Raw genomic sequence first — 20812 nt, 5'->3', positions numbered from 1 at the left:
CATCCGCCCCGCGGTTCGCGGGGCGGATGTTTCGCGTGTCAGCCGTGATCCGGGGCGCTGACCGTGGAGCCGTCTCCCCGGTGCCGCGCGATCTGCTCGCGGGCTTTCTGCGCCACCGCCTCGGGGGTGAATCCGAACCGCGTCTGCAGCGCCTTCAGCGGCGCGGACTCACCGAACGTGGACATGGCCACGATCGCGCCCTCGGTGCCGGCGTACCGTTCCCAGCCGAACGCGGACGCCTGCTCGATCGCCACCCGGGCGGTCACCGCGGGCGGCAGCACCTGCTCCTGGTACTCCTTCGGCTGCCGGGCGAACAGCTCCCACGACGGCAGGCTGACCACCCGGCTGCGGATCCCCTCGCCGGTGAGCTCCTCGTGCGCGGCCACCGCCAGGGACACCTCGCTGCCGGTGGCGATGAGGATGACCTCGGGGTCGCCGCCGGGCGGGTCAGCCAGCACGTACGCGCCGCGGGCCAGGCCGGAGGCGGGCGCGTACTTCGACCGGTCGAGGGTGGGCAGCGCCTGCCGGGACAGCACCAGCGCCACGGGCTCGTGCCGCAGCGGCATGAGGAACCGCCACGCCTCGGCGACCTCGTTGGCGTCCGCGGGCCGCAGGTCGATCATGCCGGGCATGGCGCGCAGCGAGGCCAGGTGCTCGACCGGCTGGTGGGTGGGACCGTCCTCCCCGACCCCGATCGAGTCGTGGGTGTAGACGTGGATCACCGGCAGTTCCATCAGGGCGGAGAGCCGGACCGCGCCGCGCTGGAAGTCATGGAAGATCAGGAACCCGGCCTGGTACGCGCGCAGCTTCGACAGCGCCAGCCCGTTGGCGACCGCGGCCGCGGCGTGCTCGCGGACACCGAAGTGCAGGTTGCGCCCGTCGTAGCCGCCGGGCTCGAAGGAGCCCTGCCCTTTCATCAGGGTCTTGGTGGACGGGGCGAGGTCGGCTGATCCGCCGACCAGCCACGGGACCCGGCCCGCGACCGCGTTGAGCACCCGCCCGTTGGACTCGCGGGTGGCCAGCCCTTTCGGGTCCGCCTCGAACGTGGGGATGTCGGCGTCCCAGCCGTCGGGCAGGGTGCGTTTCTGCATCCGGTTGAGTTCGTCGGCCAGGTCGGGGAACTGCTGGGCGTACGCGGCGAACTCGGCCTCCCACTTGTGCCGCAGTTCGGCTCCGCGGGCGCCGCCGCCGTTCGCGAAGTGGGTGTAGACCTCTTTCGGCACGTGGAAGGCGGGCTCGGTGGGCCAGCCGAAGAACTCCTTGGCCGCCCGTACCTCGTCGACGCCGAGCGGTTCTCCGTGCGCCGCCGCGGTGCCCTGCTTGGTGGGGGCGCCGTACCCGATGTGGCTGTCGACGATGATCAGGGTGGGCCGGTCGTCCTCCCGCCGGAACACCGTGTACGCCCGGTCGAGCATCGCCAGGTCGTTGGCATCGCCCACGCGGGTGACGTTCCAGCCGTACCCGATGAAGCGGGTCGCGACGTCGTCGCTGAACGCCAGGTGAGTGTCGCCCTCGATGGTGATCCGGTTGTTGTCGTAGATCCAGCAGAGATTGGCCAGCCGCAGGTGGCCGGCGAGGCTGGCCGCCTCCTGGCCGACGCCCTCCATCATGTCGCCGTCGCCGCACACGGAGTACACGTCGTAGTCGAACAATTCGAAGCCGGGCCGGTTGAACCGGGCGGCCAGCCAGCGTTCGGCCATCGCCATGCCGACGCTGGTGGCGATGCCGGTGCCGAGCGGCCCGGTGGTGGTCTCCACCCCGGAGGTCCACCGGTACTCGGGGTGGCCCGGGCACTTCGACTCGAGCTGCCGGAAGTTCCGCAGGTCGTCCAGGGAGACCGCGGGGTCGCCGATCGTCTCGTAGTCGGCGTTGACTGCCTTGACGCCGGACAGGTGCAGCAGCGAGTAGAGCAGCGTGGACGCGTGCCCGGCGGAGAGCACGAACCGGTCCCGGTTGGCCCAGATCGGCAGCTCGGGGTCGAAGCGCAGGAACCGCTGCCACAATGTGTACGCCACCGGCGCCAGCGCCATCGGGGTTCCCGGGTGCCCGGAGTTCGCGGCCTGCACCGCGTCCATCGCGAGCGCACGGATCGCGTTGATCGACAGTTGGTCGAGGTCCGTCGAGGTCGCCGTCATGACCGTAGTCTCCATCCGGCCACCGGGTCGTGCATCCGTTTCGGCCAGTTCGTCCGCTATCCGCAGAAGTTAGCCCAACCTAACTTGATCATGCGAAAACGGCCTGCGGTTCCGCATTCACCACGCCACGATCGTCACCATCCATCGTGGATGAACACGCTCAGAGCAGGGCGGGGACAATCGCCGTCGACCCGGTGCATGCCGACCACGGGAAGTCCTCCGAGGACGATCCACACCGAAGTGTCGGATCAAGGACCCCGCACCGATTCTTGTGGCAATACACCTTTTGTACCCCCACTCTGAATACCCAGCGCCCGGCAGGGGGGCCGCGGCGCCGGAATCGAGGGGGATCACAATGTCCAGGCTCGCCAAGATTGTCACGGCAGTCGCCGCGTTCGCGGCCGTCGTACTCACCGGCACGGTCGCGCACGCGGTACTCACCGGTCGCGTCGGCACGTTCACCGACCAGCAGCGGTACGTCCACCAGACGGACGCCTGGGCCACCGCCGCTGCCGCCTACGTCAATGTGCCCGGCGCCGCCACCACGGTCGTCGTGCCCGCCGGCACCCGCAAGATGATCGACGCCCGGTTCAGCGCGGAGTCGTACTGCGCGGGCGGCGGCTGGTGCTCCGTGCGCATCATCGTGATCCGGCCCAACGGCACCATCTTCGAACTCAACCCGGTGGTCGGCACCGACTTCGCGTTCGACTCGGGCAGCACCTCCGACACCTGGGAGAGCCACGCCATCGAACGCACCTCGCCGTTCCTGCCGGCGGGCGCCTACCGGGTGCAGGTCCAGGCCGGCACGGTGGCCGGTGCGACCCTGGTGCGCCTCGACGACTGGACGCTGGCCGTCGAGCGAGTCCGTCCGTAACACGGGGATCCGGGTGCCCGGCACGCTCTGCGTGCCCGGGCACCCCTTGCTGAGCGGCGGGCAGTGTCCCTATGGCTTCGTCAAGCTCCAGTAGTAGGTGGAGTTAGATGCGTAGGGTGCGTCTCAACTGGTGATCTTCTGAGGGCGGCGGTAGCCGACCAGGGCGCAGGCGATGTCGGTGAAGGCCTGGAAGTGCTCGGCCTTGCGGTCGAACGGCAGCAGCGGCGACGTCGGCGGGAGCACGCCGCGAGGACACGTCGTCGCTACAGCCCGCCCAACCCCGCCGTCAGGGCGTCCCTCACACGTAGTCGAAGCCACGACCGGGCCGCGCGCACCGCCGAAGGCCTACGGCCCGCATGCACGCCGAGCAAACGCGGACCGCCAACCTCATGCACGTGATCCCCCAATTACATCGAATGTCACGCATGTCGATGATCACCTGACATCAATCGTGGCAGCAACCGGGGCGCACGCCAGGGCACGAATTTGCACGCCGCCACGATTGATCGCCCTGCAGCCCCATCAGCCCTCACCCTCAGGGCGTCCCCCGCAGCGGTCCGAAACGTGATGGGCTTCGATGATCTCCGTCGTCCTCTTCCCAAGCGACATTCGTTGCCGATATGTAGTCCGGTCCGCCGTTGACCAGATATCTTGCGAGCGGCTCAGCTGCCGTGACACTTACGTCGAGGACTCCGTCCGCAAACATTTCTGAGGACTTCTCGATACTGAGGCTCTGATAGTCGTCCCGAAGATGGAGCGCTCGAACTCCAAAGAATGCGACATCGATCCGACTCGGCATTTCGCTGCCACTGCCAACACTGCGCAGAAGTAGCGTCGAGTGGCTTATAGAGTAGTCCCACAACCTGAAGGATCTATCCCAAGACGTCATGACCTGCAACAACTCAGCCCCTGGCTTGGGGAAAGTTGGCTGCGGGAAGTTCACAACCTTTCCGCCATCATAGAATGTTCTGCTATCCCACGAACGGTTGCCGACCCGAACGGCAAGACCAGACTTGTACATCTCCCATTCAGTCGCATACCAATTATCACCCATCCCGCACTCTCTCTGCAATCTACCTGGGCTCACCGCCATGAACCTCGATCGCCCGACTAGCGCCTCGTGCTATCGCAGCGAAATCGCCGAAGTCGAGCCCAGCGCCCTCGATATGTATCAAGCACACGGCATCAGCGGAATGGCTGGGAAAGAGTGGAGAACCTACCCATTCAGCGACTGCCAGGCCAATCATTCGCGACGCATTATTCACCACTTCGACTTCCCTATCCGAGCCCATGCCAGCGCCAGGTTCCAACGGCGGGGTAGCAAGAATTACCGGCGGAGCTCCGTCATTTCTCGAGTTCTGGAGCACCTGTGCTCGACCAACGACGGGCATCCCCCATAGCGGTCGTGCGCGATCGTGTAATGAATGATTCCTGCGTCACAACCCACCAGGCCCACACCATCGCCGACAAAAACGCCGCCCTGCAAGACCTGCTCGACCACGCCGACACCCACGGCCCGCTCATCGACGAAGTGATCAGATACCAGACCGACCACGGCAACTTCGCCAAGCCACCCGCCATCGCGGCAGTCACCAGTGACGCCGAGCCGCCAGCCGCGCCCGCCAAGCTGCGCAGCAGCCGCACCCGCGAACCCAAGCAGTAATCCGGCCGCGACCAGGCTGGTTCAAAACTGCTCTACATAATCAAGAAACGGCCCGGCTGCGCCGGACTGCGCGCACGCGCTAAAGCCGTTCCGACCCCGCGCGCACGCCACCATCGCCGATGGCACCAACGTGCAGTCCAGATCGTCCCCCAATGGGGCCGCGAGGTGCTTCGCCGAGACCCAGGACAGGTTTGACTGCCCTGGGTCTACAAGGTCTGCCGCCATCCGATTTCCGCGCACCGGCCCGAAGATCGATGCTGGCCGACGCAATCCACCCGATGACGGCAACCCGAGCGCACCATCACGCCTCTGGAGGCACCGCCTTGACCGACTGTAGCCGCCGTACCACGCACAAACTGTTCACCATTGGCCGCCATCACTCTCCTCCGACTTCCGCTCGCCGACCCTTAGCCGCGTTGCGGATACGTCGAGTTCTCCCAACCTCGCCCACGATATCGAGAATTCCCGGGCTGGTAGCCGAATCAGCTATTCGCATCTGAAGCCAATCCGTCCATCCGTCTATTTTTTGTGCCACCTCGGTCGAGTCGATCGCTCCCGATATAATGCGCTCCAGGACCAACAGTTCCAGCGCGCGACGATGAGCGTAGTCCCGTTTGTCTCCTCGAAGCGCATTTACCCAATCAATACGTTCCGCCTCGCCGTTTTTTTCAATCATACGCAGAACGACGGAAGTCGCGAGGTTGTCGTCACTTTCAGCGTCGACAGCCCGAATCAGCAGCTCATGTGCAGCAGGAAGGTTCATCGCTTTAAGGTAGATTTCCCAGCGAGCGTGTTCATCGCCCAAGTCACCAGGGGTGACGCCGACAACTCGAGCAAGCCGCCCTACCGCGTCATCAAGCGATCCCATCAGCATCCACCACCGCTCAGCCGATACTCGCGCATCTTCGCTCCGATGCTTCCCCGAATTGTTTTTATGTTCTCATCGACGAATGCCTGCTGCTTGGAATTCAGCGTCACATCCGAGTTCAGCGGCTTACCATTCTGGCCAATCTGAATATCGAACTTACCATCCTTGAGATGAGCATGGGGCGGCCCGTGGTCGTTCGCATAGATTTGAATCTTCATCGTACCGCGGGACACGATGGTGCCACTAGTTGGGTATTCGCCGTCGTTGTGCACGAGCACCGGGGTGTTGCCAGCGAGCACATAGTACGTGTGAATGCCGTCGATGGTGAGGTTGTAGGCGTCTGCGATGTGGTGCGTGGCTGTGGTGAATCCATCGACGCGGGCGGCGGCGCCGTCGGGGGTGCGGAGGCGATCGCCGACGTCGAGTTGGTCGGCACGTTCCCATTGCTGGTCGGTGTCGTTCCAGAAGGGGTGGTCTTCGGTGGTGGTGAGGCGTTCGCCGTTGACGATGAGGGTGTAAAGGTCATCTTTGTGGACCCACACGATGTCGACCGTGCGGAGTCCGTGGTCGCCGGTTTCGGGGTCGGTAGCGAAGACTTCGTCACCGGCCCGGAGGTCCTTGATCTTCTTGGTGGTGTGCTCGCTGATGAAGACTTCGGTGTCGCCGGAGAAACTTCTGCGCCGGTCTGCGCCGACGGCACCCTTGAGCATGCAGCCGGGTAGGCCGGCGACAAATTCGAGGATGGCGAAGCCGGAGGCCTCGGCAGCACGGAATTTGTTGACGCCGTGCGCCTTCTCGTAGGCGGCTACGGTCTTGGCGCCGGCGATGTTCTGCAGGTCGTTGTAGGTCCAGGTGCTGCAGTTGTTGTCGTTGGGGTCTTGGTCGCCGTGGGCCATGCACGCGGTGGCCATCGCGTTACTGATCTGGACGTCGGTGAGCTCACCCCATTTCGCGCGGCTGCGGTCGAGTTCCGCGTTGTAGGCGTTGATGTACTCGTGAGGGCGGGTGACCTGCCGGTCGTCCATGCAGAAGTAGCCACGGACGCAGACGTTCGGGTGGCCCTCGGTGTAGTCGACCTCGGCGGTGCCGGACGGGATGGACCGGCGGTAGGAGGCGGTGGCCGCCCGCTGGCACGCGTCGTAGCAGGAGCTGTGCTGGACGTCGCCGCGGTCGCTGAGCGGGGGCATGAGCCCGCTGGGGTCGGCGAGGGTGGCGGGGTTGTTGCCGGCGTACGCGTAGGCGTTCCACTGTTGCGGGTCGGCGGTGTTCTGCAGCGGGTCGACGGAGATGAACCGGCCGAGGCCGGGGTCGTACTCGCGGGCGCCGAGGTGGGTCAGCTCGGTGGGGTCCTTGGTGCCGCCAAGGAAGCCCTTGTCGAACGCCGTAGGCCATCCGGTGGGGTTGCTGCGGGCGTCGCCGAATGGCAGGGTGCGGCGTTTGGTGACGGCGAGGCCGCTGGCGGCGATGGTGAGTTCGGCGGTGCCGTGGTGGTCACCGACGATCCAGTTCAGCCCGCCAGTGGTGCGCATGGCGATGGTCGCGCCGAGGTGGTTGTAGTAGCGGGTGGCGGTGGCGGTGCTGGAACCCGCGGCCACCGCGACTTCGGTGCCGTCAGGCAGGTACAGGGTGCTGCCCGAAGGGGTCTTGCGGATGAGGCGGTTGCCGTCGGCGTCGTAGATGAACGCGGTTGTCTTGCCGGCCTCGGTGAGGGTGTCGAGGTGGCTCTCGGCGTCCCAGGTCAGGGTTTGCGGGGTGCCGGACTCGGTGGTCCGGGTCGTGGTGTTGCCTGCGTTGTCGTAGCCGAACGCGCGGGTGGTGCTCTGGCCGCCGATGGTCGTGATGACCTGGGTCAGCGCGTGCGGGCGCACCGACGCAGAACCGGAGGCGGGGTAGGCGTAGTCGGTGACCGCGTTACCCGCCGCGGCGTAGCGGGTTTCCTTGGTCCGGTTGCCGATGGTGTTGTACTGCCAGGCATACCAGTACGGCGAGGAGCTGCCGAGGTTGCCGAGGCCGGGTGCGCTGCCGCAGTCGTTGGTCGCGGTGGTGCGGGCGGTGGTGAGGCGGCCGAGGTAGTCGTAGTCGAAACACTGGATGTCGGGCGTCTGGCCCTGCGCCGTGTCGGTGATCTTGGTGACGTTGCCGGAATTGGCGTACTCGTAGCCGAAGTTGACGGCTTCGTTCTTCAGCTCGGGGACGACGTTGGTGCTCATCAGCCGGCGGGTCGGTTCGTCGAAGCTGGAGGTGACCGCGACGCGGGAGCCGTAGTTGCCGAACGTCTGGCTGATGGGCTGGCCGAGTTTGTTGTACCCGGCGTCGGCGTAGATCTGGATGGGCGAGATGATGCTGGTCGGCGCGCCGACGTCGTTGTAGCCGAAGGTGAGTTTCTCCTTGGCCATCCCGCCGGCCTGGGGGCGGGTACTGCTGAGCAGGGTGCCGGGGCTCTTGTAGGTGACCGGACTGCTGTAGGTGCAGGGGGCGGCGGATTCGCTGGCGCACAGCGCCCCGGCGCTGGCGGGCAGGACCACGGAGGTGCCGGTGGGCGCTCCACGGGTGTTGTAGCCGTCGACGCGGTTCTCGTAGGCGACGCCGCCGGCCCAGCGGATCGACTTGGTCAGTTTGCCGATGCCGTTGGTCAGGGTGTCGTACAGCCATTCGGCGCGTTTGGTGCCGGTGGCGGAGCCGTCGCGGACGCTGGTCTTGCGGCCGAGTTCGTCGTAGGTGTAGGCGAGAACGTGGTTGAGGCTGTCGGTGGCGGTGCTGATGTTGCCGGCCGCGTCGTAGGTCGTGGTGCTGGTCCCGGTGTCGGGGTCCTTGGCGGCGGTCCGCCGTCCACGCAGGTCGTAGGTGTAGGACCAGGTGTTGCCGGCGGCGTCGGTCAGCGTCTTGAGGTTACCGGCGAGGTCGTAGGTGAACCTCGATGTGTCGAACAGGGCGGGGTCGTTTTTGCCGACATCGGCGGGGTTCTTGTACTGCCGCAGCACGGTGGGGCGGCCCGCGATGTCGGTCAGGGTGGTGGTGGCGGTCCCGCCCGACGGTGGGGTGACGCTGGTCCGGTCGCCACCGTAGGTGGTGGTGGTGCGCCACTTCTCGGTGCCGTTGGCGGTGAGGATGGTGGCCTTGGCCCGTCCGGCGCCGTCGTAGACGGTCTGGTTGATGGCGGGGATCTGTCCTTGCGGACGTCCGAGGTCGGTACTGACGCCACTGTTGGTGGAGTCGTAATACGGCTCGGAGGTCCAGTCGACGACCCCGCGGGTGGTGTAGAAGGTGTCGGTAAGCAGCCGGCCGCCGCCGGTGGCGGGCGTCTGCAACTGCCGCTGGCGCAGGAATCCGTCGTAGAGGGTGACGGACTTCTTGTAGGTGCCGTTGTGCAGCAGGTTATCCGCGGTGACGTAGCTGGGCCCGCCCGTCTGGCGCAGCTTGTAGGTGAACTTGGTGTCCGCGGGAGCACTCGTGCTGGTCCCGGGCAGCCAGACCGTGGTCAGCCGGCCGAATGCGTCGTAGCGCAGGGTGGCCGTGATTTTGTTGGCGTCGCTGATCGTCGTGGACGCGCCCCACGCGGGTTCCACGGTCGTGGTGGTCTTCTGCTGCAGCGGGTTCGTGACCACGGTCCGGGTGACCAGCCCGTTCGTCACCGTGTAGTCCGTACTGGTCGTGTAGCCGCGGGCGTCCGTGGTCGCCGTGACCCGCCCCACCGCGTCGTAGGCGCTCGATTGGGTACGGGCGTATTTCGGGGTGCTGCCGGACCATGAGTCGAGCTGTTCGACCCGGACGACGTCACCCCGGGTCGGGGCTTTCCCGAATGACGCGTCGTCGGTGTAGGTGTCGTAGAACGTGCGGGTGCGGGAGACGACCGTCGCGGGCGTCGCCGTCTCGGGAGCGTCGGCGCACGGCACCGACAGCTTCTCGCTCATGACGACCTTGTCGAGGATCCAGGCGTCAGAGTTGCGGGCATAGGTGTTGCGGATGCAGGTGTCGTCGGTGCTGACGGCCTCGTCGCCGGTGTCGTTGACGGTGGTGGCCAGGCCGTCGTCGTTGAACGCGGATGTCGTGGTGCGGTAGCGGTATCCGCCCGCGGCCAGCGCGGTGCGGGTCCGCGACGTGCCGGTGTGCACCATGTAGGCGTTGGTGGTCACCCCGCTGCGGGTACGGGTGGCGGTGGGTCCACGTCGCCAGGGGGTGTTCACCGTCGCACTGATCTCGGGGCCGACGTTGCTGCCGGTGGCCCCGTTGTAGGTGATCTCCTGGCGCAGGAACCCGTTGAGCGCTTCATGGTCGGTGACCGTGCCGCCCCAGTCGCTGACGGATTCGCTGCGTTTGCCGCCGTCGGCGAGCTTGTCGCCGTCCATGCCGCGCAGGTACCGGTACTCGACGACGCTCTGCTCGCCCGTACCAATGCCTTGCCGAACCCGCATCTTGCTGTAACCGCGCCAGTCGCCCCAGGTCTTGAACTTGTCCTTGGTGATCTCGTCGTCCTGGTAGTGCCAGGCCGGGGCATCCAGGTAGTCATAGAACGTGGTGGTGGACGGCTGGTCGGTGGCGAGGTCGTTCTGGTCGACCCGGGTGACGACGTACTTGTGGAACCAGTCCAGGGTCGGCTCACCGGTGCCCGGCCACGAGTAGTAGGCGGGCATGCAGCGGGTGGTGTTGCTGTCCGGCTTCGGCAGGTGGTCGCGGTCGCAGTCCGATTCGGGTGAGTAGCTGATGATCAGGTCGCCGCCGGATTCGTTGCGGATCTGCTTGATCCGCCACCGGGCCAGGTCGCTGCGGCCGTCGCCGACCGCGTCGACCCGGTTGTCCAGCGGTTCCGCGCCGGTGCCGAACGTGATCTCCGGGCTGCTTTCCGGGTCGTGCGGATTCGGGTCGTCCGCGACGTCCTTCAGCAGGCCGGTGTGGGTAACCCCGCTGAGCCACATCGGGGTGGACTCGCCCGTGCCGGCGTTGATGAAGTCCTGCCGCAGCGTCCACGAGTCGATGTCGGCGTACGCGCTCGCACCGGTCCGCTTCTGCGTGGTGATCTTCGCGAGGCGCCGCGAGGACCAGAACGTGGGCGAGATCTGGTCGGTGCAGCGGTCGCCCTGCTCGCAGTACTGGTCCCACGGGGTGTCGGGCCACGCCGACTTCTTCGGCGTGGAATCCCACGCCGCGCCGTTCCAGCAGTCGGACTTGCAGCGTTCCGCGGTGTCGAACACCACGCGCAGCGGGGCGGCCTGGTCGTACTCGGCGCCGCGGCGCATCCCGTACTCGACCCGTTTGAGGTAGCCGCCACGGTCGTAGGTCGTGCGCTTGTCCGCATCCAGGTTCCGGCCGTACGCGCCGGTCTCGTGGCCGTAGAAGTAGGCCATCGAGTTGCCGTGCGGGTCGACGACGTAGTCGAGATTCCACCGCCACGCCTGCTGGCACCAGGCCTTGTCGAAGTCGTCGTCATGGCAAGGGTCGTCCGCGTCGTCGCCGTACACGGGGACGGTCCAGGTCGAGTCGGTGACCGGGTTGCCGCTGCTCCAGCCGGGCAGCTTGTGGTAGCCGAAGAAGAACTGAACTCCGTCGGCGGTGGTGACCTTCCAGTACTCGTTGTCGTTGTCGCCGTTGCCGCGGGCGTTGTCGGTGATCTTCTCGGCGATGGTGCCGTCGTCGTTCTTCAGCCGCCACACCGGCCCGTCCTTGATCAGCTCACCGGCGTGGCCGTTGAGCGACAGGGTGGCGTTGCTGTTGAACCAGCACAGGTCCCCGGTCTTGTGTTGCGGGTTCGAGTCCGCGCAGGAGTTGTAACGGCGCTCGATGAACCCCGGCCACATCGACCAGCCGTCACCGGCCCAGCCGCCCTGCGTGTTCGTGGCACCGGTCAGCCCGTCCACACTGCCGGAGGAATACCCCAGCCCCAGCGACGGGCCGACCGCACCGGAGGCGTCCGGGACCTTGACCGGCACCGACCAGGTGAAGTCCCCGGTCTGGTGCCCCACGTTCCACGTCGCCGACGACGACAGGTCGGTGGCGCTGTAATCGCCGTTGTCACCCGACGCCCCGCTGGTCGCGGCCAACACCGAACTCGCGGCGGCCAGCGGTGCGGTCGCGGTCAGGGTCTGCGCCCTCGGGTTGTTCACCGAGGCCATTGGGGTCGCCGTCGTGCAACCAGCGACACCGGGCGTGGACAGGGCGCAGGCGGGCAGCTGCACCAGGCGCAGCCGGGACGCCCAGTCCCCACCGTATGCCTTGCTGAAGCCGGAATAGTCCACGCTCAGCGACACCGCAGACGGCGGCGCGGTCGCCGCGGTGGCCGGCGGAGCCGCGGCCGTCTGTGGGGCGGGGCCGGGGCGGCTGAGGCTGAGCAGGACACCGTTGACCCCGGCGCGGTCGGCGGCTGCCCTGTCGTGCATCGTCACGGACACCCGACCCGGCCGGTCCGCGGCGGTGAGCGCCCGACCGCTGATCTTGGTGTCGGCGGGGGCCGGTGCGACCCGGACGGGCAGGCTCCCCGCCTGGGCCGCGGCGGACGGAGCCGCAGTGGCGGCGGTGCGCAGGCTCTGCGGAGCCTTGGCCGCGGTCAGGTCCACTTGCGCTGACCCGGCCGCCGGCCACGCGACCTTCTGCGGGCCGCCCGTTGATGCCGGTGGGGCCAGAGGCTTGCGCGTGGTGGGTTTCACGGCGTGGACGGGCACGCCCGCGACGTCCTTGGGCTTGGGTGGCTTCCACCCTTCCGGGGCTGCCCTGGCCGTGGTTTGTGTGGTCAGGGTGGTGGCCAGCAGCATGGTCAGCGGGAACGCGAGCCACCGGCCCCGGCGGGCCAGGGTGCTCAGGTGCGTGGAAGCCGACAAGCTCCGGTGGGGCGTGTGCACGGTGCCTCTTTCCCGTGATGTGCCGACGCTGCGGGAGGTGGTGGTGCGGCGGTTCACTGTCCGGCCTGCTGGCAGATCTCGTACGGCTTGAGGGCCCGCTGGTGGGCGTAGACCTGGTCGACGCTGCCCCGCCAGTAGCTCGCCGGGCCGCCGTCAGCCTTGCCGCGGCCGATGACCAGCGACCCCGCTCCCGCCCACCCGGTGCCGGTCGCAGCTGCGCTGGCCATCTCGCCGTTACAGCTGTCCTGGTTGCCCATGACGTGCAGTTGCAGCGTCGAGGTCTCGGCGTTGTACACCCCGCCGAGGTGCACCCATTGGTTGTCCGCTGGGCGGGTGTTGTCACCTATCTGGCCGGTGGCGCAGACCACCGTCGGGCCGGTGCCCGCCGCGTCGGCGTCGCGCAGGCCGAAACACCAGCCGCCCGCACCGTTGTTGGCCTGCCTGCGGAACATCAACGCGAATCGGCTGGTCGTGTTGCCGTCCTGGCTGAGCACGGTCTGCTCCTGCGCCGAACCCAGACTCGTGGGTCGAACCCAGGCCATCACGGTGAAGCTCTTCGACGTGTCCAGCACCGGGCCCGCCGTGGTGATCTGTCCGGACCCGGAGAAGGTGGCGGCATTTCCCACGTAACCCGAGCCCCATGTCACCCCGCCTGACAACGTGCCGGGTTGGGCTTGGGCGCTCACCCCGGCGGGCGGGTTCTCGAGGGGGGCGCACACGGAGTCATTGGAGTCGGTGTTGCCCTTGTCCGCCGCCGTGCTGCCCGAGGTCTCGTCCAGGCGCCAGTTCCAGCACCGGTTCGGCAAGGGCGTCACCCAGAACTGGTAGCCGTTCTGCGCCTGTACCGTCGACTTGTTGCCCGCGACGTCGGTGGCGTAGACCTGCATCGTGTGCACCATGTCCGTCACCGGCCTGTAGCTGGCCGACGCGGACGTGGTCGTGGTGGTGGAACCGCCGTCCACCGCCCAGGTGTACTCGGCAGCGTCACCGCCGGAGTCGAAGGTGAACGTGCCCTGCTGCCCGAGCTGCGCGCCCCACTGCTTGAACGGGAACTGCGCCGAGGAGATCGTCGGTGTGGCCGGTGCGGTCCTGTCGACCTTCAGCGTCTGCCAACCGCTCCACGCCCCGACCAGATTGTTCTCGTCCTTCGACTGGGCCCGCCAGTAGTAGGTGCCGTCGGCCAGACTCGCGGACACCGGCCACTTCGCGTTACTGTCCGCCGCTCCCACGAACGGCGCCGACGCGTTCGAGGCGACCAGCGACGCCGAGGCCGACGCAGCGGTGCGGACCTCGAACGTGGTCTTGAGATTGCCGTCGAACGGGTCGGACGCCCTAGCGACCAGGGTCGGCGTCGACGTGCGCACGGTCGCGGTCCCGGAGCACGCCTTGTAGCACTCCGTCGTCGGGTTGAACGGCTGCGGGACCGGCGCGTTCGGCGGCTTGTCGTACTTGACGATCAGGTACGTCTTGTCGGTGTAGAACTTCTTCCACCGATCCTGCGACGTCTCGTACTCCCCCGAGTCGTTGCAGGCACACAATGCGGCGACGTAGATGCCCCAATGATGTTGGGGGCTGGCGGCGTACTCCAGATCCGCGCGCAGCGCCTCGGTGTCGAACTCGACGTTCGCATCGGGCTGGATCGTTCCGCACCCGCCCGCCTCGTTCGCGTTCGCGGCTCTGCTCCCGAGCGTGTAACCCGGCAGCGGACGGGTCGACCAGTTCATCCGCTTGCCGGAGTCCACCGTGATCGCGCCCGTGCGGTACAGCCACACCCAGGTCGGGTCACACGACCACGAGTGATCCAGCACCATGGTGATCTTGGCGTCCAGGATCCGGCTGTCATTCAGCTTCTCAATGTCGAAGTTGAAGTACGACCGGTACCGGACGTCGTCGTAGGGGTTCCGGCCCACCCGGGCCCGGTTCTCCACATCCGTGTCGAAGTTCCCGCTGTTCGCCCACGCCCACTTCGTCCGCTTACCGTTCATCGGGGGATCGATGAACACCGGGAACACCGTTGCCGGACTGGTCAGCATCGCCGCGTCCGGCACCACCGTCAGCCGGTCGTCCGACACCGTCACGCCGGCCGTGTGGGTCACCGCCGCCGCGCCCGGTCGCGCCGCCGTCGACTGCAGATCACCATCCGGGTCCGCCGCAGCCTGCGCGCGCATCGCGGTCACACGACTTCGACCCGCCTCCGACATCGGCGCCACCGACGACGCAGCCGCGGGTGTCGTCGAGTCCCACATCGCCGCGCCGCCACCGGTCGCGAACACCTCACCGGCCGCGTCGACCACCTCGAACACGCCATCAGCGTTGGTACGGCGCGTCGCCGTGCCACCGACCGCGTACCGGATCGACCTCAACGCCGGGTTTGCCGCCGCGGCCGCGGACTTCACCTCCAGCGCATGCCGGAACCCGTCCGCGGTCGCCGTCACATACAGGGCCACCCCCGGCAGGACCTCGTCGTACACCGCCGAGTCCTTGTCCAGACGCGGCGCCGGCAGTCCCGACGGATCCGGGCGGCCGGTTCCCGGCGTCGCGCCCGCCTCTGGGCCGAGCCACGACAGGGTGAACGTCGAACCACCCGAGCGCCACGTCACCAACGGCGCCGTCCCACCACCGGAGAACGTGATGTCCGCCGTTGACGCTGTCGCAGCGAAACCATCGCCGTGCGGGGTCAGCATCGTCGACACCGGAACCCACGACCCGTCAGCCCGGTGGACCCGCTGCGGCGTCACCGCCGCCTCAAGCTTCCGCGCGCCGCTGGCCTCCACGAACGTCCGCGTCAACTCCGTCCGCGCATCGACCACCTCGACGCTTTGATCACACCGCTGCGCCATGCTCTCGGCAGCGGCCTCAGAACCCGCCTCCGCCGCACACGCAGCCTCGGCGGCGTGCGCAGGTTGCGCCACCATGAGGGTGGGTACGGCCGGCGCGGCAGTGATCAAGAGAGCGAGCAGGCCAATCAGGGCGGAACACACCCATGATCTGCTGGTGCGAGACGGACGGTGGGCACGACGCAGCAGACAACGATGCATGGAAATATCGCTTCCCCCCGGGCGGATACCCGGAAGCCTAGACATCGATAATCTTCCAGGTCAACAGACCAAACTCACTGCCAAAGGGCAGGGTTTGTCGGGTACACGACGGGCAGCGAGCCACCTCGGGATCGGTGCTGAACCGCGGCATCATCCGGTGGGACCCGAGGATCTTCCCCTGCGCTGGCGGTAGCCCACGGAGTCCGTCATACCCGAAATAGTGGACTCTCACGTGACGAGACCGGACCATTGATGCTTCATGCAGTGTTCACCGGACGGATGCCGGGCTGAGGGAGGGACAGCTGTCCCGGTTCGTTTGCCTACGAGGCACCGTCCACCCCGTACTCCATGGAGGAAACATGTCCAGCGCCCTCCCTCGACGCAGTGTGCTGCGCGCCGGCATGGCCGGTGGTCTCGGCATCGCCATCGGCGGCAGCCTCGAGGCGATCGCCGGCCCCGCCGAGGCCCGGGCGGCCTGCCGTCCCGCGGCCGGCTACGGCCCGCTCGTCCCGGACCCCAAGGGCCTGCTCGCGCTGCCCCGCGGCTTCCGCTACCAGGTCGTCGCGCACGCCGGTGAGACGCTGCTCGAAACCGGCCAGCCCACCCCGAGCGACGCCGACGGCACGGCCTGCTTCCGCTCCCGCACCGGCTGGGTCCTCGTCAACAACCACGAGATCGGCGGCACCGAACCGTACGGCGTGCCCGCCCTGCCCGGCCTCACCTATGACCCCGGCGCCGCGGGCGGCACCACCACCATCGAGGTGGACCGGCACGGCACCCGCCTGCGCGAGTACGTCAGCCTGGCGGGCACGCACAACAACTGCGCGGGCGGCATCACCCCGTGGAACACGTGGCTGACCTGCGAGGAGTCCGAGCAGCGGGCGGGCGGGGTGTTCCAGAAGGACCACGGGTACGTGTTCGAGGTCGACCCGGTCCACCGGGAGGCGAACCGGGACCCGGTGCCGCTGGCCTTCCTCGGCCGGTACGCCCACGAGGCGGTCGCGGTGGATCCGCGTACCCATCAGATCTTCCTGACCGAGGACGCCAACACGCCGCTCGGCCTGTACTTCCGGTGGACCCCGCCGCGCCGGTTCCGCGGCGGCAAGGGCGCGCTGCGAGAGCTGGCGCTGAGCCCCGGCGGCGACGCCGCGGGCGTCCTGGAGGCGATGCGCTGCACCCACCGCGGCGCACACGTGGCCGACCTGTCCGAGGCCACCGAGCCCGGCACCCGCTTCGACGTCACCTGGGTCGAGGTGCCGGACCGGCTCGCGAAGACGGTGTCGGTACGCAAGCAGTTCACCGACGACCAGATCACCCGCAGCCGCAAGCTGGAGGGCCAGTGGCAGGGTGACGGCGGCATCTACTTCGTCGCCTCGTACGCCCGCAAGGACGACGGCAGCCGCAACGAGCACGACGGCCAGGTGTGGTTCTACCACCCGAAGCACGCCACGATCACCCTCAAGACCATCTTCGGGGTCAACCAGGACCCGGCGCAGGAGGGCACCTTCGACGGCCCGGACAACATCACGGTGTCGCCGCTGGGCGGGCTGATGATGGCCGAGGACGGCGAGGGCCTGAGCCACCTGGTCGGACTGACCGAGCGCGGCGAGGCGTACGCGATGGCCCGCAACGAGCTGAACGACAGCGAGTTCACCGGGCCGACGTTCAGCCAGAACGCGGAGATCCTGTTCGCCAACTTCCAGAACCCCGGGCTGGTCTTCGCGATCACCGGGCCGTGGGGCCGCGGCCACTGAGCCGCGGCAGGGGTGCCCGGGCCCGCCGGACCGGGCACCCCTTACGTCACCCCGATAGACTGAGCGCCCGCCGCGGTGTAGACATGTCCGCAGGTAGCGGCTGTCGGAGGGACATGGGCGTCAGTTACACCTCGGGGCGAGCGCGATTCGCCGTCCCGGAGGCATCCACGGTGACGTCGCTGCGGCAGCGCAACCGCTCGCTGGTGCTGCGGCACATCATCCTGTCCCGGGAGACCACCCGGGCCAAGCTCGGCCAGGTCTGCGACCTCTCCCCGGCGTCGGTCACCAAGCTCGTCGCCGAGCTGATCGGCGAGGGCCTGGTGCAGGAGAACGGCTCGGTCTCCTCCCGGGGTGGGCGGCCGATCGCGCTGATCGGCCCGCGCCCGGAGGCCGCCTACTCGGTGGGCGCCGACGTCGGCGAGAGCGGCGTCACGGTCGAGCTGTTCGACCTGACCATGAACCGGGTGGACCGCGAGTTCCGCGGCGGCCGCCACGAGGAGTCCGCCGAGACCATCGCCCAGGATCTCGCGGACGCCCTCGCCGCCCTGCGCGAGCGCAACCCGTACGCGTGGCCTCGCCTGCTCGGCATCGGGCTGGGTCTGCCGGGTCTGGTGGAGACGGACGCCGACGACCGGCAGATCCTCTACGCGCCCACCCTGCCGTGGCCGCCGGTCCCGGTCGAGCGGCTGCTGTCGGCGGACGTCCCGGTCTTCGCGGAGAACGGCGCCAAGACCCAGGCCAAGGCGGAGCTGTGGTTCGGCGCGGCCCGCGACGTGGAGCACTGCCTGGTCGCGCTGCTGGGCCGCGGCGTCGGCCTCGGCGTCATCAACGAAGGCCACCTGACCCACGGGTACGCCTCCAGCGCGGCCGAGTGGGGTCACACGAAGGTGCAGCGCGGCGGCCTGCCCTGCCGGTGCGGTGGCCACGGCTGCCTGGAGGCGTACATCGGTTCCGACGCCATCCTGGACGCGTGGCGGCGCGCCGGTGGGGACTTCGACGGTACGGGCTGGCAGGCGATCGGCGCGTTCCTCGACGCCGCCGAGTCCGATCCCGCCACGGCGGCGCTGCGCGACGAGGTCGTCGACACCGTGGGCCTGGGCCTGGCGAACATGGTGAATCTGGCCAACCCGCAGCGGGTCATCGTCGGCGGCTGGGTGGGGCTGCGGTTGATGGAACGCCTCGCCGAGCCGCTGGAGCGGGCGATCCGCGCGCACAGCCTGTCCCGGCCGGGTGCGCAGTTCGAGCTGCACCCTTCCACCTTCGGCGCCGACGGGGTGGCGCTGGGCTCAGCGATCATGCCCGTGGAAGCGATGATCGCCGCCGATCCCCTCGCCGAGTAACCGCGCGACCCGCGCCGGACTAATGTTCTGCCTTGACTTAAGTCGAGCCCGCGGCGCAGACTCCGTCCAGTGAGGACAGTTCCGTTCACACTTCGAGGAGGCGCCGTGCGGCGTTCCCGGGCTGTGGCGCTGATCGCCGCATCCACCATCGTCTCCGCATTGATGGCCCCGCCCGCCGCGGCCACCCGCCCGGACGACCGCCGTCCGCTGGTCACCGGTACGTTCTCGACCGGCGCCGGCAAGGCCTGGCAGCCGCTACCGCCCGTGCGGTTCGGTGGCGACTCCGGCGGGCCCGTGGACGCCACCGTGGTCGTCGATCCCAGCCGGACCCGGCAGCGCTACACCGGCATCGGCTTCTCACTCGACGAGACCAGCGTGTCCAATTTGTGGAAACTGAGCCCGGACCGGCGCGACGCGGCGATCCGGCTGCTGGCCGACCCGCGCACCGGCGCGGGCCTGGACCGGTTCCGGATCACCATCGGCAGCCCCGACCTGATCGAGCACCTGCCGTTCTGGTCGGAGGACGAGCTGCCCGCCGGGGTCACCGAGGACTTCGCGCTGCGGTACTTCTCCATCCAGCGCGACCTCGACCTGCACATCATCGACACCATCAAACTGATCCAGCGGCACAACCCGCGGGCGACGTTCTTCGCCTCCGCGTGGAGCGCACCGGCGTGGATGAAGACGAACAACCGGTTCCTCGGCGAGGTGGCGCTCAACCCGGGCAGCAGCACCGACTACCACCAGGTGGGCAAGCTGCGCGACGACTGCATCGACGTGCTCGCCCGGTACTACGTCGAGTTCGTCCAGGCGTACGCGCGGCACGGCATCCACATCGACGCGCTGACCCTGCTCAACGAGCCCGGCATGGACGTCGTGTACCCCGCGATGGACATCAGCGTCGCGCAGCAGCAGCGGCTGGCGGTCGCCATCGACACCGAACTCGCCGCCGCCCGCCTGGACACCGGCCTCTACGTGCACGACTTCAACTTCTGGGACTGGCGCGACCCGAACAGCACCGCGTCGAAGAACTACTACCGGATCTTCGACGATCCCCGCGCCGAGCGGGCCGCCGACGGCATCGCGTTCCACCCGTACTGGGGGGATCCGGCGGTCATGCGCGACGCGTACGAGCAGTACCGCAAGCCGGTGCACCTTACCGAGACCAGCGACGTGTCCCCGGCCACGGTGCTCGCCGACCTCCGGCTCGACGCCTCCTCGTACGTGCTGTGGGCCCCGGCGACCGACCAGAACGGCGGCACCCTGCACTGGACACCCGCCCGGGACAACAACCTCGACTGGGACGAGGTGGCCCGGACCACGGCGTGGCCGGACCGGCTGGTCACAGTGGATACCGCCACCGGGGACTTCCGGGTCCGCGACGAGCTGTACCAGCTGGGCCAGTTCGCCCGCCACCTCGACGGCGACGATGTCCGGGTGGCCTCCAGCGCGCCGTCGGGCGGGATCGGCAACGTCGTGTTCCGCGACGGACGCGACGGCTACACCGCGATCCTCGGCAACACCACCGGCACGGACCGGAAAGTCCGGTTCGTCCTCGCGGGGCAGTCGTTCGTGACCACGGTGCCCGCCCACGCGTACGCCACCCTGCGCTGGCGGCTCCCCCTGCCACACCGGCGCAACCATCCGCCCGTGCCAGGCGCCGCCCCGGCCGTCACCGCCGACCAGTACAGCACCGTACGGGTGCCGCTGGCGGCCACGGACGCCGACGGCGACCGGCTGGCGTTCTACGCCACCGACCTGCCCGACGGGGTGAGCGTCGACGCCGCCACGGGAGTCGTGACGCTGCACCCCACCGTGCCCGGCGAACGCGACCTGCGCTTCACCGTCACCGACGGGCGGGCCGGCGCCGACCTGACCGTGCGCCTCACGGTCGCGCCGCACGGCGCGCCGATCGGCGAGCGGGTCGAGGCCGAGGCGTACGTGGCGCAGCACGGCTGGACCGAGGGCGGCGCGAACTTCATCGAGAACACCCCGTCGGCCAGCGGCGGACGCAACGTCGGCTGGACGGCACCGGGCAACTGGCTGCGGTACCGCCTCGACGTGGCCACCCCCGGCACGTACGACCTGGAGCTGCGCGTCGCGAACGGGAGCGGAGCGGCTGCGCCCGACGCCCTGTCGGTGCGCGACGCCGCCGGGCAGGGGCTGGCGACCGTCTCCGTGCCGGACACCGGCGGCTGGGCCGCGTACCGGTCGGTGCACGCGCGGGTCACCCTCGCCGCGGGCGCGCAGGACGTCACGCTCTACTGCGAGAGCGGCGGGTTCAACCTCGACTACTTCCGGCTGAGCTGA

General features: G+C 68.4%; 9 protein-coding genes. 5 read left to right on the top strand and 4 right to left on the bottom strand.

Translation table 11 applies throughout. The features are described from left to right. Positions 1–38 precede the first annotated feature (38 nt). Positions 39–2135: a transketolase gene (tkt, locus tag ACMCNO_RS04960; protein ID WP_412748241.1), complete on the bottom strand. Its 2097-nt coding sequence runs from the start codon at positions 2133–2135 to the stop codon at positions 39–41. Between the two features lie 355 nt (positions 2136–2490). On the opposite strand from tkt, the gene ACMCNO_RS04955 reads away from it, so the two are divergent. Beyond that, positions 2491–3009, top strand: coding sequence for a hypothetical protein (locus ACMCNO_RS04955; RefSeq protein WP_412748240.1), 519 nt, complete (start codon positions 2491–2493; stop codon positions 3007–3009). Positions 3010–4429: 1420 nt separating this feature from the next. Beyond that, positions 4430–4672 carry a hypothetical protein gene (locus ACMCNO_RS04950; RefSeq protein WP_412748239.1) on the top strand — a complete coding sequence of 81 codons (243 nt, stop codon included), beginning with the start codon at positions 4430–4432 and terminating at the stop codon, positions 4670–4672. 376 nt (positions 4673–5048) lie between these two features. On the opposite strand, the gene ACMCNO_RS04945 is transcribed toward ACMCNO_RS04950, so the two are convergent. The 3 genes from ACMCNO_RS04945 to ACMCNO_RS04935 are packed head-to-tail and all read right to left on the bottom strand — an operon-like array spanning position 5049 to position 15318. Continuing rightward, positions 5049–5546 carry a hypothetical protein gene (locus ACMCNO_RS04945; RefSeq protein WP_412748238.1) on the bottom strand — a complete coding sequence of 166 codons (498 nt, stop codon included), beginning with the start codon at positions 5544–5546 and terminating at the stop codon, positions 5049–5051. After that, positions 5540–12370 (bottom strand): polymorphic toxin-type HINT domain-containing protein, encoded by a 6831-nt coding sequence (locus tag ACMCNO_RS04940; protein WP_412748237.1) that lies wholly within the window; start codon positions 12368–12370, stop codon positions 5540–5542. The genes ACMCNO_RS04945 and ACMCNO_RS04940 overlap by 7 nt, the downstream gene beginning before the upstream one ends. Positions 12371–12423: 53 nt before the next feature. Beyond that, on the bottom strand, positions 12424–15318 hold the full coding sequence (locus ACMCNO_RS04935) for a LamG-like jellyroll fold domain-containing protein (RefSeq protein ID WP_412748236.1): 2895 nt from the start codon (positions 15316–15318) through the stop codon (positions 12424–12426). 449 nt (positions 15319–15767) lie between these two features. Here ACMCNO_RS04935 and ACMCNO_RS04930 point away from each other — a divergent pair, with 449 nt between their 5' ends. The 3 genes from ACMCNO_RS04930 (at position 15768) to ACMCNO_RS04920 (ending at position 20812) form a co-directional block, all read left to right on the top strand. Further along, a complete protein-coding gene (locus tag ACMCNO_RS04930) occupies positions 15768–17162 on the top strand; it encodes an alkaline phosphatase PhoX (RefSeq protein WP_412748235.1) in 1395 nt (464 codons plus the stop codon). A 113-nt stretch (positions 17163–17275) separates the two neighbouring features. After that, on the top strand, positions 17276–18502 hold the full coding sequence (locus ACMCNO_RS04925; RefSeq protein ID WP_412748234.1) for an ROK family protein: 1227 nt from the start codon (positions 17276–17278) through the stop codon (positions 18500–18502). 105 nt (positions 18503–18607) lie between these two features. Next, on the top strand, positions 18608–20812 hold the full coding sequence (locus ACMCNO_RS04920) for a carbohydrate-binding protein (RefSeq protein WP_412748233.1): 2205 nt from the start codon (positions 18608–18610) through the stop codon (positions 20810–20812).

It is taken from the genome of Krasilnikovia sp. M28-CT-15 (assembly GCF_047159595.1).
In the GTDB taxonomy this organism is placed as follows: Bacteria; Actinomycetota; Actinomycetes; order Mycobacteriales; family Micromonosporaceae; genus Actinoplanes.
The sequence above is the reverse complement of the archived record's forward strand: the minus strand, read 5'-3'. Positions and strand labels throughout refer to the sequence as shown.

Excerpts from the sequence above, each read along its gene's own strand:
- tkt (WP_412748241.1), bottom strand. The coding sequence starts at position 2,135 with ATGACGGCGACCTCGACGGACCTCGACCAACTGTCGATCAACGCGATC.
- ACMCNO_RS04955 (WP_412748240.1), top strand. The coding sequence starts at position 2,491 with ATGTCCAGGCTCGCCAAGATTGTCACGGCAGTCGCCGCGTTCGCGGCC.
- ACMCNO_RS04950 (WP_412748239.1), top strand. The coding sequence starts at position 4,430 with ATGAATGATTCCTGCGTCACAACCCACCAGGCCCACACCATCGCCGAC.
- ACMCNO_RS04945 (WP_412748238.1), bottom strand. The coding sequence starts at position 5,546 with ATGCTGATGGGATCGCTTGATGACGCGGTAGGGCGGCTTGCTCGAGTT.
- ACMCNO_RS04930 (WP_412748235.1), top strand. The coding sequence starts at position 15,768 with ATGTCCAGCGCCCTCCCTCGACGCAGTGTGCTGCGCGCCGGCATGGCC.
- ACMCNO_RS04925 (WP_412748234.1), top strand. The coding sequence starts at position 17,276 with ATGGGCGTCAGTTACACCTCGGGGCGAGCGCGATTCGCCGTCCCGGAG.